General features: G+C 36.1%; 14 protein-coding genes. All 14 read right to left on the reverse strand.

The annotated features are described in order from the left end of the window. Nucleotides 1-56: 56 nt before the first annotated feature. The 14 genes from ABGX27_09325 to ABGX27_09390 all read right to left on the reverse strand — a co-directional run bounded on the left by ABGX27_09325 (nt 57) and on the right by ABGX27_09390 (nt 14,516). Nucleotides 57-1,712 (reverse strand): efflux RND transporter permease subunit, encoded by a 1,656-nt coding sequence (locus ABGX27_09325; protein ID MEO2069690.1) that lies wholly within the window; start codon nt 1,710-1,712, stop codon nt 57-59. A gap of 3 nt (nt 1,713-1,715) precedes the next feature. Next, nucleotides 1,716-2,891: an efflux RND transporter periplasmic adaptor subunit gene (locus tag ABGX27_09330; GenBank protein MEO2069691.1), complete on the reverse strand. Its 1,176-nt coding sequence runs from the start codon at nt 2,889-2,891 to the stop codon at nt 1,716-1,718. A gap of 160 nt (nt 2,892-3,051) precedes the next feature. Next, the gene (locus ABGX27_09335; GenBank protein ID MEO2069692.1) at nt 3,052-3,723 is read right to left on the reverse strand and encodes a GMP synthase; all 672 of its coding nucleotides are present in this window, start codon (nt 3,721-3,723) and stop codon (nt 3,052-3,054) included. Next, nucleotides 3,720-5,105, reverse strand: coding sequence for a TldD/PmbA family protein (locus ABGX27_09340; protein MEO2069693.1), 1,386 nt, complete (start codon nt 5,103-5,105; stop codon nt 3,720-3,722). Before ABGX27_09340 ends, ABGX27_09335 begins: the two co-directional genes overlap by 4 nt. Next, a complete protein-coding gene (locus tag ABGX27_09345) occupies nt 5,106-5,945 on the reverse strand; it encodes an NAD+ synthase (GenBank protein MEO2069694.1) in 840 nt (279 codons plus the stop codon). Then, complete coding sequence (locus ABGX27_09350) at nt 5,926-6,774, reverse strand: nitrilase-related carbon-nitrogen hydrolase (protein ID MEO2069695.1); 849 nt, start codon at nt 6,772-6,774, stop codon at nt 5,926-5,928. The genes ABGX27_09345 and ABGX27_09350 overlap by 20 nt, the downstream gene beginning before the upstream one ends. 1 nt (nt 6,775) lies before the next feature. Beyond that, entirely contained in the window at nt 6,776-7,972 is a 1,197-nt protein-coding gene (locus ABGX27_09355; GenBank protein MEO2069696.1) for a POTRA domain-containing protein, read from the reverse strand. Then, on the reverse strand, nt 7,972-8,202 hold the full coding sequence (locus ABGX27_09360) for a DUF2905 domain-containing protein (protein ID MEO2069697.1): 231 nt from the start codon (nt 8,200-8,202) through the stop codon (nt 7,972-7,974). The genes ABGX27_09355 and ABGX27_09360 overlap by 1 nt, the downstream gene beginning before the upstream one ends. Further along, nucleotides 8,202-8,567, reverse strand: a complete 366-nt coding sequence (locus ABGX27_09365) for a diacylglycerol kinase family protein (protein MEO2069698.1) — start codon at nt 8,565-8,567, stop codon at nt 8,202-8,204. The genes ABGX27_09360 and ABGX27_09365 overlap by 1 nt, the downstream gene beginning before the upstream one ends. Then, nucleotides 8,530-10,587 (reverse strand): HDIG domain-containing metalloprotein, encoded by a 2,058-nt coding sequence (locus tag ABGX27_09370; GenBank protein MEO2069699.1) that lies wholly within the window; start codon nt 10,585-10,587, stop codon nt 8,530-8,532. The genes ABGX27_09365 and ABGX27_09370 overlap by 38 nt, the downstream gene beginning before the upstream one ends. After that, nucleotides 10,556-11,509, reverse strand: a complete 954-nt coding sequence (locus tag ABGX27_09375; protein MEO2069700.1) for a PhoH family protein — start codon at nt 11,507-11,509, stop codon at nt 10,556-10,558. The genes ABGX27_09370 and ABGX27_09375 overlap by 32 nt, the downstream gene beginning before the upstream one ends. A gap of 10 nt (nt 11,510-11,519) precedes the next feature. Further along, nucleotides 11,520-12,455: a thiamine-phosphate kinase gene (thiL, locus tag ABGX27_09380; protein MEO2069701.1), complete on the reverse strand. Its 936-nt coding sequence runs from the start codon at nt 12,453-12,455 to the stop codon at nt 11,520-11,522. Next, entirely contained in the window at nt 12,452-14,020 is a 1,569-nt protein-coding gene (locus ABGX27_09385) for an FAD-dependent protein (protein MEO2069702.1), read from the reverse strand. The genes thiL and ABGX27_09385 overlap by 4 nt, the downstream gene beginning before the upstream one ends. Further along, nucleotides 13,986-14,516, reverse strand: a complete 531-nt coding sequence (locus ABGX27_09390) for a RusA family crossover junction endodeoxyribonuclease (GenBank protein ID MEO2069703.1) — start codon at nt 14,514-14,516, stop codon at nt 13,986-13,988. Before ABGX27_09390 ends, ABGX27_09385 begins: the two co-directional genes overlap by 35 nt. Between the last annotated feature and the right edge of the window lie 140 nt (nt 14,517-14,656).

Genomic DNA, 14,656 nt, shown 5'->3' on the forward strand with positions numbered 1-14,656 from the left:
CATGTCTCAAGTGATTAACGAAGAGATATTGACTTATTTAGGAAAAATATTAAATTTTAATAATTTGATGGGCGAGCCAATTCATAAATATAGAAAATCTTATAAATCTTGGTCTTTTCAAGCTCAAATTTTTCTTCTTCTTTGCCCTCGGTTTCCTTTCTTAGAAGATAGTAAGCAGCCCATGGGGAAATTACGAATGCAACAACTAAAGAGAAGAACATTGCGATTGAAGCGTTAACAGGTATAGGTCTCATGTAAGGTCCCATGAGACCACTTACAAAAGCCATTGGCACAAGAGCTGCAATCACAGTGAAAGTAGCCAGTATTGTTGGGTTCCCAACTTCAGCAACAGCATAGACTGCAGCTTGGAGAGGAGGCATATGCCTTAACTTAAGGTGTCTGTGAATGTTTTCAACAACAACAATCGCATCGTCAACTAAAAGTCCTAAGGTGAAAATTAAAGCAAACAGAGTAACTCTGTTGAGAGTATAACCAGTAATTAGATCTACGAACAACGTCAAAGCAAGAGTTGCTGGAATTGCAATAGTTACAACTAAAGCTTCCTTTACACCAAGGGTTAGACCTATAAAGATTACAACTGAGAAGATAGCAACCGCAAGGTGGAACATAAGTTCGTTAAACTTTTCTTGAGCTGTCTTTCCATAATCTCTTGTAATGGTGATGTGGACGTCGGCAGGGATCATTTTAGGTTTGATTTCTTCTACCTTCTTAATAATTTCTTCTGCAACGGTTACGGCGTTTGTTCCTCTCTTTTTAGCAACTGCAATGGTTACAGCCGGAAATTGATTTCCGTTTTCTTTAAGAAACCCTTTGTCTACTCCTTTCTTTTCAGCGTTAGGACCAAAGCCAATAAATACATAGTTCTCAGGGTCAATAGGAGCATCTACGATTTTTGCAACATCTTTTAGATAAACGGGTTTTCCGTTATATACAGCAATAACCAAGTTTTTAAGGTCATCAATTGTTTTTATAAACTCTCCAGCTTCAACGGAAAATTCTTTGTTATTTTCTGTTATCTTTCCTGCTGAAAGTTTTTGGTTAGCGGATTTTATGGCTTGAACAACCTGCAAGAGTGAAAGATGGTAATTCTTTAACTTATCTTTATCAATTAGTATCTTATACTTTCTTGTATCTCCACCAATAATCCAAGTTTTTGAAACGTTTTCTATTTGTTTAAGTTGATTACAGAGCTCTTTTGCTATTTGTCTTAACTCGTAAGGAGTTTTCTTTTCACTCCACAAAGTTAGAGAAACGATAGGAACATCATTGATGTCCATCGGCTTCACAAGGGGTTGCATAGCCCCGGGAGGAAGCTTGTCCAAGTTGGACATTAACTTGTTGTAAAGCCTAACGAGAGAATCTTCCATATCTTCGCTAACTTTAAATCTAGCAATGATAAGGGACATTCCAGGCTTGGATACCGAGTAAACGTAATCTATCCCTTCTATCTCCCAAATAAGTTTCTCAAACTCTGTTGATACTTTTCTTTCTACTTCTTTAGAAGACGCTCCTGGATAAGGAATGAAAACATCAACCATAGGAACAACTATTTGAGGTTCTTCTTCCTTTGGAGTAAGGGCAATAGAGGCAATCCCTATCAGGATGGAAGCTAAAAGAAATAAAGGTGTTAGTTTGGACGTAATAAACCTTCTAGCTATATTTCCAGCTATTCCTAAGTCTGGTTTTCTCATTTTTTACCCCTCTATTCTTGCTCCATCACGTAAGTTTTCTACATTAGAAACAGCAATCTTTTCTCCTTCTTTTAAACCAGAAAGAACAATGAGTTTATCTCCAATCCTTCTTCCTGTTTTTATAAGCCTTAGCTCCGCTTTTCCATTTTTGATAACGAAGACATATTCAAGAGAACCAACTCTATAAAGAGCAGAAACAGGGATTGTCAAAGCTGTTTCCCTTTTTATAGGAACTTCAACAGTTACGTAACTTCCCGGTATAACGTTAGCCTTTCCTATATCAATTTTTATGCCAAACTTATGAGAAACAGGATCTGCACTCTTATCTACTTCAGAAACTTTTCCACGGAACCTTTTATTACCTATTCTAACTTTTAAAACATCTCCTACTCTTACTTTACCGAAGTAAGAACTATCGATGTAAGCACGAACCTTTAAAGGATAAGATCCCACAGCAAAAACGGGGGTTTGAGGAGAGACAAGGTTCCCTTTGTCCACTAGTTTCTGAAGGACAATTCCGTTTACAGGAGACCTAAGATAAGTGTAGCCTAAGTACGCTTTAGCCTTTAAAAGATCTGCTTTGATCTGTTCTTTTTTTGCAAGGAGGGCATTCTTTCTCTCTACAAGTTGAGCTTCCTTAGCTTTAATAGCTTCTAAGTGAGCTTTAGCCTCTTCCAATTTTGCTTTTACTTCGTCAAACTGCTGAGCAGACGTTGCGTTGGCATCGAAAAGTTCTTTAAATCTTTCAAAGGTTTTCCTTGCAAGTTCAAAGTTTGCTTCGGCAGCAGATTTTAAAGCGTTAACTTCATCCATGGCTTTTTCTATTTCTTTAAGTGCTGCATCTATTTCTCTTAGGCCTGCTTTTGCTTTTTCAACATCAGGCCTTATATCAGAACTTTCAATAACAGCCAAAATCTGTCCTCTTTTTACTCTGTCTCCCGGTTTAACTCTTACTTCTTTCAGGTATCCAACGACTTTGGGAGATATCATAACTTGATCGTTTGGGATGACAGTTCCAGAGAAAGTATCCATTTTCTCAATTTTTAAACTTTTAACTTTCGCAACTTTTACACCGTAAACTGTCTTTACTTCTACAGGGATAACTTCCGCATTTTCTTTCTGTTCACAGGAACTGAGGAAGAGTAAAACAGTCATTCCTAGAAGCAGTTTCTTTACCATCTTAACCCTCTCTCCATCTATTTCTGGCTAAAAATTAATTTATTAGAATTAATTATAAAGTCAAGCATTGAATAAATCTTATTAACAAATGAATTCCATAGCCTTACAGTTTTAATCATACCACGAGGAAACAAAAGAGTGTGGAAAAGGAGAAAGAAGATCAAAGTTTTAAGAAATACTCTATAAATAAATCAGAATATACTTTTAATTTGTTCCATTTTTCATCATTAGCTAGAATTTCATCAGGAGAAATACCTTCCTCCCTAAGTTCTTCCCTGTAACTTTCTATCCACTTCTCGATGTCTTCTTTCACTACTTCTAAGTGAAACTGTAAAGCCACAACTTTATTTCCTATTCTAAAAGCCTGGTTTTTATACTTTACAGAAGAAGCTAATCTAATAGCACCTTCTGGAAGATCAAAAGTATCACCATGCCAATGGAAAACTTCAATTTCGTTTTTAAAAAGGAGCTCAAAGTGTTCTTGAGGGTATATAAAATCCCATCCTATTTCTTTACCAAACTTACCTTTGTAGACCTTAGCTCCAAAAGCACTTGCAATTAGTTGAGCTCCAAGACAAACTCCCAAAATTTTCTTTCCACTTTCAAAAAAATTTTTTATTAATTTCTTTTCATACTTTAGGAAAGGATACTCCTCCTCCTCGTAAACTCCCATAGGTCCGCCAAGGATTACAAGTATGTCGAAGTCCTCATGGTTAGCGGTCTCTCCCTTGAATGCATTTATCTCAAAAGTCTCTACTCCTCTTTTTTCAAAGGCTTCTTTAAAACTTCCTAAGCCTTCTATTTCTATATTTTTAACCGCAAGAAGCTTCATTTAACTCCTCCCACTGTTATCTCAGGAATTCTTATCGTAGGCATTCCGTCTGATACTGGAACTCCTTGTCCATCTTTACCGCAAGTTCCAATAGCAAATCCGAGGTCGTTTCCTACTGCGTCTATTTCTTTCAGAACTTTAGGGCCATTCCCAATAAGTGAAACTCCTCTTATTGGTTCCGTTACTTCTCCATTTTCTATTAAATACCCTTCTGAAACTTCGAAGACAAAATCTCCGTTAACTGTGTTAACCTGTCCTCCTCCCATTTTGACAACAAGTATTCCTTTCTTTGTGTCCTTTATTATTTCCTCAGGGTCCACGTCTCCCGGTGCAATGTAAGTATTCGTCATCCTTGGTATAGGGACGTGCATGTAGGACTGTCTTCTTCCATTTCCTGTAGAGAACTCACCTGTTCTCATAGCTTCAGTTAAATCGTACATAAAACCTTTTAAAACTCCATTTTCTATCAAGACATTCTTCTTTGTTGGAACACCTTCATCATCGTATCCAGAAGAACCGTATTTGCCAGGCATATTGCCATCATCTATCACTGTAATTAAAGGAGAGGCAACTTGTTCTCCTATTTTTCCTGAGTAAACGGAAAGTCCCTGATTTGCAAGATCTGCTTCAAGACCGTGTCCTACAGCTTCGTGGATCATTGTTCCACCAGCTTTTGAAGAAATCACGACGGTAAACTTTCCGGCAGGTGCAGGCTTTGCTTTAAGCATCTTTAAAGCTCTTTCTGCTGCCTTTTCTGCCACAAATTCCGGAGAAAACTCATCAAACAAAGAGTAATCTCCAAGGTGTCCAACCGGCTCATAACCTGTCTGAAGAACTCTTCCGTCTGAAGCCACGACGAGAGTATAAAAAACAACTCTCGGCCTTACATCCTCGACTATGTCCCCGTTTGTGTTCACTATTGTTATTTCTTGAACCGAATCCCTAAGAAGGACAGAAACCTGCTTTATTCTGTCTCCAAAGCTCCTCGCTCTATCGTTTGCTCGTAGCAACAACTCAATTTTTGCCTCTGTTGAAACGTCAAAATCCATTCCAAAAACAAGGTTTTCATACCTTACATCTTTAGTATTAAAGTCAAGAACTATTTCTTCCTCAAAAGAAGCAGCAGAAGCTAAGCTATCTATCACTTGTTTTATAGATTCTTTAGTTAGTTTATTGGTGAAACCATAGTAAGTCCTATTATTCTTTACAAACCTTATACCAACTCCTATTTCTGTTCCACAGGAGACGTTCTCGATCTTATTGTCCTCACATTTTGCGCTAAAAGATAGCTTCTTTTCAAAGAAAAGATCTCCAAAATCAGCTCCTCTTTTTTTAAGCTCTTTAGCTCCAAAAATTCCAAGCTCTTTAAAGTCCAAAATCATCTAAAGCCCCCAATCTCTAAGGTAGAGGAAGCCCTTGTCAACTGTGCGATGAGAAATTTTACAGATTATAGGAAGTTTTCGCTTGTATTGAGACCTTTTTACCAAAGTTAGAACCTTTTTAACTGTTTTTCTCTCAAAGCCAAGTTTTACCAGTTCTTCTTCTTTTAACCTAAACTCAACATATCCAACTAAGATTTGGTCAAGTAAGTGGTAAGAAAGACCTATTTCTCCTTCATCGGTCTGTCCTTGCCAAAGATCAGCAGAAGGTTTCTTCTTTACTATCCTTTCAGGAATCCCTAAGAAACTTGCCATTTCCAAAACTTGGGTTTTATAGAGGTCTCCTAAAGGATTTATATCATGGGCACCGTCTCCCCACCTTGTTGAATATCCAATTAGAAGTTCGCTCTTATTACTCGTTCCAAGGACTAAAGCTTTTTTCCACTGGGCAAAATCGTAAAGAATTGACATTCTCTCCCTTGCCATTTTGTTGCCACGACGAAGACGATCGGCATCTTTAAAGTTTCGATAATAAGCATCAATCTGAGGAGTGATGTCTATCTCGTAAAACTCAATTCCTAAAACTTCAGCAACGAGTCTTGCATCTTCTATGGAAGCCTTAGAACTTGTCCTATAAGGCATGGAAATTCCTATCACGTTTTCCTTGCCAAGGGCTAAAACTCCCAAAAATGCCGCTAAAGCAGAGTCTACTCCTCCGGAAATTCCGATAACAGCTTTCTTAAAGCCGGCTTTGTGGAATTCCTCTTTTATAAACTGAACTAAAACTTCTTTTATGAAGTTTTTGTCTTTGATTTTTAAATAATCAATCAGCTTCTCTTTCATCCAAGATTCTCCTCAGGTTCTTTAAAACTACATAAGGTTTCTCGTCCCTTAAAAGAGGTAAGTTTATCCGAGAAGACCTTATAAGAGTTTCATCAACGTCAACTATTAAAACTTCCTCTTCAAAGTTTGAAGCTACAGCAATAATTTCTCCACGGGGATCTACCACAAAAGATCTTCCAGAGAATACAAAACCATCCTCAACACCAACTCTATTGGAGTAGAAAAAGTATGATCCCATCATCCTTGAGTAGAACTCCCCAAGATTCATCCAAACTTCGGCATTTCCAAACATGTTTTCTTCTTTATATCCCCTCCCCGGACTTGCAGATAAAGAAAAAATCAATTTTGTTCCTTGTAAGAAAGCTAAATAAAGGTTTGAAAAGTGCCAAAGATCTTCACAAATGAGGGTTACCCCTTTTCCAGCTTCCGTTTTAAAAGTTTTTACATCCTCACCTGCTGCAACAAACCTTCCTTCATCAAACATTCCGTATGTTGGAAGGTAGACTTTTCTGTGAACGTGAAGAAGTTTTCCGTCCTTAAAGTAAAAGGCAGAGTTGTAAAAGAGGTTGTTTTCATCCTCTTCCATTAAACCAATGATAATTCCTACTTTTCTGCTTGCTTCTAAAAGAGGAATCAACCTTTCATCGTTCTTTTTTAAAGCTACTTCAAAAGTTAAATCTTGAAGGTTATAGCCTGTAAGAGATAGTTCAGGGAAGAGACACAAGTTAACTTTATCTTTTATAGCGTCTTTTACAAAAAGTAAAGTTTTTTCTATGTTCTTATCGATATCTCCAAGCTTTGGATTAAACTGAACAGTAGCAACTCTCATCTCACCACCTAAATCCAACCTTTAAATTGGTCTGTAAATCACTTCCATAGCCGATACCTTTATAAATTCTAAACCTAATGATACCATCTACTAACTTTTCCCAAGAAATTTCTATTTCAAAGCCCGGACTTAAGAGAAAGTTATCCGGTTTTTCGTCAAAAGCATCTCCTAAAACAACTATTGGTTTAAAGAATACCTTTTTGTCTATCACAGCCATTCTATAAGATACGGAAGTATAAATAAACCTTTTACCAATGGTTAAATCTGAAATATAGCCAGGAATTTCTGAACTTATCAAAAAGATTCTTCCAGAATATCCAAATTTGGTACCGACTCTAAAAACATAATTGAAAGTATCAACTTTTCGTTTCTTAATAGAGTTTTGGAAAGAAACCTTTACGCTTCCAGTATAAACCGTTGATGACAGAGGTTCTGCGAGATCTATGTAGAAGTTAAATAGGCTACCTTTTGTGTAGTAAACCATATCTGTTCTCTTATCTATAGTGTAGATAAAAACGAGGTAGTACTGTCTTAGGTTGCCTATATAATCACTAAAGAAAGTAAACTCTGGACGGATACCAGTGGTTATCCTTTTGACTTTCTCTCTATCTAGAAACCTTGTGAAGTAAAGGTAAGTTTTTATGGCTTCTATATCGTAGTATCCTAAGTTCTTTCCATCTTTTGTAAATTCGTGGTTAAAGCTTTCAAGGTATCCAATTCCTGTACTTATATTGGTTCTTTTCTTTATAATTCTGTAAAAGATTGTTCCAATGTAAAAATTTCTTTCCTGATGGTCGTTCTTAAACCATCGCATATAGCCAACTGATAGCCTATGTCCCATTCCTAAAAAGTTGTAATACCTAATTTCTGATCCAAGCCGGTAGGAACCGTCTGTTTTTACTCTTACCTTTGGAACGGGAACTATGGGAAACTTCTCCTTTAGTTTAAGTTTTACTATTACTCCTTTTTTTCCTTTCTCAACAGTCGGAACAACTTTTAAGAAAAGGTGAGTATTAAGCAAGTTTTTTATAGACTTTCTCAGTTTCTTTTTGGAAAAAGATTCACCTTCCTTAATTAGGAGTTCTTCCCTTACAAACTCCTCTTTTGTCCACTTAAGACCGAAAATTTCTATCCTTTCAACTACCTGAGAGTAGGAAACAAGAGGAAATAGTAAAACTAGAAAGAAAACTATTAGCATTACTTCCTCGGTAAAGAAAACAAAAAGAAGAGTAACGTTAAAATAAGGCTAATGAGAATACTGGTTCCTAAGGGGAAGAAGAAGACAAAGTTGTCCTTCTTTATGTAAATATCTCCTGGAAGTTTTCCGAAGGGTAAAGAGTTTCCAAACTTTGATAGCCAGGTTACTATAAGACCGACAACTATCAAAATAATTCCTAGGTATATAAGTATTTTCCCAAGTTCTTCCATCAAAATCTCTCCATTATAGCTGGTAGTAGAAATACAACATCAAGGGCAAAAGCAAAAATACCCATTGAGAGAACAGCAGCAGAAGCCACATCCTTAGACGCTTTTGCTAAAGGATGAAATTCTTGTGTAGCAGTATCAACTGCTCTTTCTATTGCTGTGTTTAAAAGTTCAACGACTAAAACCAAGTAGTTAGCCAATGCAACTACTAAAGCGATACAACCGGAAAGAAATACCAAAGAGGAGAAAGTACCCACAATACTCAAAGTAAAGTTAATCCTAAAATGTCTATCTTTCCTGAGGGCAAAATGTAAGCCTGAAATGGCGTAGTTAATTCCCCTTATTATTCCCTTTACTGTCCTTATCATCGGGATACTCTATACGGTTATGGTAAACTCCAGAGAGAACTTTTTTGAAAACCTTTTCTATCAGAGAGATATCTTTTAAAGATAAACCGCTTTGGTTTAATTGACCGTCCTCTACCATATCCATTATGAGTTTATGGATAAAGGTATCTAGATCAATGTTCTTGTCTTTCATAGACCTAACTGCAGCTTCTACTGTATCTGCAAGCATTACAATTCCTGATTCTTTAAACTGAGGTTTTGGACCAGGATATCTAAACTTCTTTTCTTCAGTTTCTTTCCCTTCAAGTTCTTTAGCTTTATGGTAAAAGTATTTCATAAATTTTGTTCCATGGTGCTGTTTTATTATGTCAATAATTTTTTCAGGTAAACCATACTTCCTTCCAAGTTCTTCTCCACACTCAACGTGGGAACGCAAAATTTCAGCACTCTTTTCTGGTGGAAGGTTATCGTGAATATTTATACCGTTCAATTGGTTTTCAATGAAAGCGGCCGGATTCTTGAGCTTTCCAATATCGTGGAAAAGTCCTCCGGCTTTAGCAAGGAGGGCATTTGCTCCAATGGTTTCAGCTGCAGCTTCAGCTAAGGTAGCTACCATTACGGAATGGCTGTAAGTTCCTGGCGCTCTCAATATAAGTTTCCTAAGCAGAGGATGGTTAAGGTTTATAAGTTCCATGTAAACCATATCTGTTGTAAACTTAAAGATGTTTATAAATAAAGGACTTAGTCCGTTAACAACGATAGCCGTTACAAGAGCCCCGAGCATAGAAAGGGCAAATTGAATGATGATTTGAGCGTTAAAGATAAATCCTTTGTAATAAACAAACATAACAGCCTGTAAGATAGCTATTGCTAATCCTGCAAAAAAGGCACTTTTGTAAATGATTTCCCTACTTCTGTACTTTCTAGAGTCAAAACAAGAAAAAACAGTTCCTATCATTACAGGGATTATGTAGATTTCAGGTTTTGAGAACAGGAAAGAAGGAATAATAGAAATAGGTAGAATGTGAAGGGTAGCCACTTTTTTAGTGATAAACATAGATGCAAAAATTGTTGAAGTAATTATCGGAACATATATAAGATTTTCTTCTATTGGAATATTTAGCGTTTCAAATAACAACTTTGCGAAAAAAGTAAATATACGCATTAAGAATATATCCAAAACAACAACACTGAAGGAGAAGATAATATTCCTGATGTCTTCAGAAGCTGTTGGACTTATTATTCTGTAAAGTTTTATCATTACATAGAATGTAACTGCAGAAACTAAAAAAATTGAAAAATACTTATTCCAGTCCTTCCATCTACTGCTTTCTTTTCTAATTATTTCTATTTTTTCAGCGTCCAAGCTGGTAACTATATCTCCTTTTCTTACAATAACTTCTCCTTTTTTCAGAGTTATATAGACAGGTTTGACCTTTTTTTCGATTTCTTCCTTTAGTTTTGCGGTTTCTTCTTTGCTGTAAACGTAATTAGGATTTAGGAATGGTAAAAGCTTTTTTAGAATTTCTTCTTGCTTTTGGGGACTTCTAACAATTTGCGAAATATCCTTTTTAAGTTTTTTTTCTAATTGTTGAGTTGTAAGAAAGCTATTTATCTCTCTTTCTTCCATTCCTTTGGGGGTAATGATTACTATCTTTCCAGAGCTTTTCGGAATGAAGGAGATGACCCCGTGTTTATAGTAAGAAGATATTAGATTTTTAATCTTTCTTTTTTCAGAAATAGATAAATTTGTAATAGTTTGCAATATTTCTTTTATTCTTTTCTCAGCTTCAGGATTATAAACAAAAACGGGACTAACTCTCTTCTTTGCTTCTTCCTTTGCTCTTTCAGTTGCCTCTTTGTTTATCGTTTTAACACTTATAGGAGAACGAATGTCAACAGGACTAACATCCCCAGGTTTCAGTTTAGGTATATTTACAAATCCAACAGGAAGCATTACAAAAGTAATAAAAACCGCACACAAAAATGCTAAACCGTAAAGGTACCAGTTAACCGTTTTGTCTGCTTTCATGTTCCTCATAAGCTTTGATTATCTCCTGAACTAGTCTATGTCTAACAACATCATCTCTTGAAAATTCAACAACTTCTATACCTTTTATACCTCTTAAAATTTTAAGAGCTTCGACGAGACCTGATCTTTTCTTTGACGGTAAGTCAATCTGAGTAATATCCCCAGTAATGACTACTTTGGAGCCAAACCCAAGTCTTGTTAAAAACATCTTCATTTGTTCTCTAGTTGTATTTTGTGCTTCATCAAGAATTATAAAAGCATCGTTTAAAGTTCTACCTCTCATATAAGCCAGTGGAGCTATTTCAAAGATGTTTCTCTCTAAGAAAGAATTAACCTTTTCTGGCTCTATCATCTCAAAAAGAGCATCATAAAGGGGCTTTAAATAAGGATCTATCTTTTCTTGGAGTGTTCCCGGTAAAAATCCTAATTTTTCTCCAGCCTCTACTGCTGGTCTTGTAAGAATCAGTCTATTTATCTTTCCTTTTTTAAAGTAAGAAACTGCAGCTGCAACTGCTAAATAGGTTTTTCCAGTACCGGCAGGTCCAACTCCAAAAACAATATCATTTTCTCTTATAGCCTTTATATACCTTTTCTGAGTTAAAGTTTTAGCAACGATTTTCTTTCCTCTGTAAGTTGTAACTATTTCTTCAGCGCTTTCTTTTATTTCACTCTTTCCGGTTTTTAACTGAGTCATGTACATATCAATGTCAGCCTTTGTTATCTTATGTCCCGATTTTATTAAGTCTTCCAAGTCTTTGAAAAACTTCTTAGCCTTTTCTTCATCTTCTCCTTTTCCACTTATCATTATTTCGTTTCCACGAGAACCAAGCTTGAGATTAAGAATCTCTCCAAGTTTTTTGAGATTTTCTTCCCTGTATCCTACTATCGTGTAAAAATCCTCTGGACTAAGTTCTAAAACAACTTTTATCAAGAGAACCTCCTTAAAAGTGCAGGAACCCCTTTTTCTCTAACCTTCTCTCGTCTAAGAATACGCCTTTTTCATTTACTACTTCTCCAACGACCTTAAAACCAATCTTCTCTATTTTATCTAAAAGTTTTTCTTTAAAGGTAATCACAATCTCGTAATCCTCTCCACCGTAGAGTGCAAAGTGAAGTGCTTTTTCTTTCGCATACTTGACGAGAGACTCAGAAATAGGAATCTCTTTTTCAAAAACTTTTATCCCAACACCAGAACTTTCAGCTATAGTGTAGAGATTGAAAACAAAACTATCACTTACGTCTGTCGCACATTCTATTCCAAGACTTAAAGCTTCCTTGCCTTCTTCCACCCTTGCCTGTGGGTTTAAAAATCTCTCTACAAGGTAATGATCCAATTCCTCCCTTTTTAAAAGAATTTCCAATCCTGCTTTGCTATCTCCAAGTGTTCCAGAAACTGCAACTAAGTCTCCGGGCTTGGCGTTACTTCTTAGAAGATATCCATTTGCCTTTCCAAAAACTGTTGAGTCAAAAAACTCTGTGGCTGAAGAGACCGTATCTCCACCTATAATGGTAACTCCATAGTCTTTACAAGCTTGCGATAGTCCTTCATAAAGTTCTACTAGATCCTCTTCACAAGATTCTAGAGAAACTCCAAGATTAATTACAGAAAATTCAGGAACTCCTCCCATAGAAGCTATATCACTTACTGAAATTGTTAAGAGTTTCCTACCAAGGTAATAGTAAAGATTGGGAACTTGATCTTTCCATTCCCTTTTATAATGAACGTCTTCCACAAGAGCATCTGAAGAAATTATTTCATAAAAAGAATCCCTTTTTACAACTGCTGCATCATCTCCTATTCCAACCACTAAATCCTTAGAGGTTTTCACTAGCTTTTCTGTTAAAGTTTTTATTAGTTCAAACTCATTTAGCTTCATGATGTTTTCCCGTTTAATCTTTCTATTAAGGAAAGAGCTGCATTAATACCATCAATTGCTGATGAAGTTATCCCTCCAGCGTATCCTGCACCTTCTCCTATTGGGAAAAGATTGTCAGCAGAGACGGAAGAAAAATCTTCCTTTCTAACTATTCTTACCGGAGACGATGTCCTCGTTTCTACTCCTACAAAGGTTGCGTTTTCTGGAACGAAGAATGGCATTCTCTTACTCCAATAAAGGAATGCTTCCTTTATATGGTTTCTTATAGGGGGAGGAAGAAGTCTATCAAGTCTTGCACTCTTTAGTTCAGGAATGTATCCACCTTCTATGAGCTTCGAAGAACTTTCTCCATTTATAAAGTCCCATACCCTTTGGGCCGGCATTCCGTAGTTACTTCCTCCCATTACAAAAGCAGCTCTTTCTAAATTCCTTTGAAACTCAATAGCTTTAAAAGGATCGTTCTCAAAATCCTCTGGAAAAACTTGAACAACTATCGCACTGTTAGCATAACCACTGTCTCTTTTATAATTACTCATACCATTACAGACTACGCTATTTTTTTCAGATGAAGCACATATTACAAAGCCCCCAGGACACATACAGAAGGAAAATACGTTTCTCTCCCTTCCTTTGTAAGTAAAAGAATAATCGGCAGGAGGAAGTTTTTCATGTTTAAAGTATTTCCTACCGTATTGGACCCTGTTTATTGTTTTTTGTCTATGAATTACTCTTAGACCCACTGCAAAAGGTTTAGCCTCTAAATAAACTCTTTCCCTTTTTAGCATAGAGAAAGTATCCCTTGCACTGTTTCCAATGGCTAAAAAGACATAATCAAACTTTTCTACTGTTTTTACATTAGTTTCAAGATTAAGAAGATGAACTTCTTCTACTTTTCCATCTCTTACTTTCAAGCCTTCGAGTTTTGTTGAGAATCTAAACTCTACTCCTAAGTCTTGAAGTTTCCGTCGAAAGTTTGGAATTACTTCTTTTAGTTTATCTGTTCCAACGTGAGGTTTGCTTTCGTAAAGGATTTCTTTTGGAGCTCCACACTCAACTAAGACTTTATAGATGAAATGTTTCTTCTTGTCCTTAACACGGGTTGTAAGTTTCCCGTCTGAAAACGTTCCAGCACCACCTTCTCCAAACTGAACGTTAGAATTTTCGTCAAGTTTTCTCTTTTGCCAGAATCTTGCTACATCCTTTTCTCTCTCTTCTATCGGTTTTCCTCTTTCGACAATAACAACATCAAAACCACTTTTAGCAAGGACTAAAGAGGCAAAAAGCCCTGCTGGCCCTGTTCCAACAACTAAAACTTTCTTCTTATGGATAATCTTAGGAATCGGTATTTCTTCAATCTCTTTGTGTTCTCTTGCTTTTCCTTCCCCTATTAACTTCTTGTCAATATCTTCTTCAAGATCTACCACAACTCTATAAAAGTAGATAGGTTTCTTCCTCGCGTCTAATGATTTCCTGACTATCTCGTAAGGGATATCTACCCCAAGTTTTTTAAGCTCTTCTTCCAAAGAACTCTCAATCGGAACCTTTATATCTAACTCTACTTTCATTTGGCAGCTCCATCTTAAGTTTTTCTAAAAGATAGAAAAATTCAGGTGGTAAGTCTTCTACCTCGTTTTCATAGTTTCTAACAATTTCTTTCGGAAGTTCCTCTATGTCAATTATTACTATTTCATCAAATCCTTTTATACCGAGTCGTTTTTCCACCTTTTCCTTAAGGTAAATCAAAGAATCTCTCTTTAGAATTTCGGCTTTTTCAAGGATATCGCCTACAAATTTTTCTGCGTTATCTATATCTCTCTGTTTTACTCTTTTACTAAAAAGAAAGGTAATGGAAACCTTAACAGGATTCTCTATCGGAAACTTATCCAGCCCATAACGAATCTTTTGAATATGAAACTGATATATAGCTTCCTGCTGGGCTGCAATGACTTCTGGATTGTTAATTATGAAGGGTTTTAACTCACCCCGAACTCTCCTATGAGAAATTTTCTTGTAGTTTGCCTTACTCGGAATTTTTCCAATAAAGATGAATTTAAATTTCATTCTGTTCCTTTAGAACTTAGATGTTAGGATGTTAAGTATAACCTAACAAATAAACGTAGAAAAATGTAATCGATGAAGAACGAAAACAAAAACAAGTTATTGGGTTTCTTGCTCGGAATATTCACGGTTTACTTTTTTAC

This window comes from Desulfurobacteriaceae bacterium (genome assembly GCA_039832905.1).
Classification (GTDB): Bacteria; Aquificota; Aquificia; order Desulfurobacteriales; family Desulfurobacteriaceae; genus Desulfurobacterium.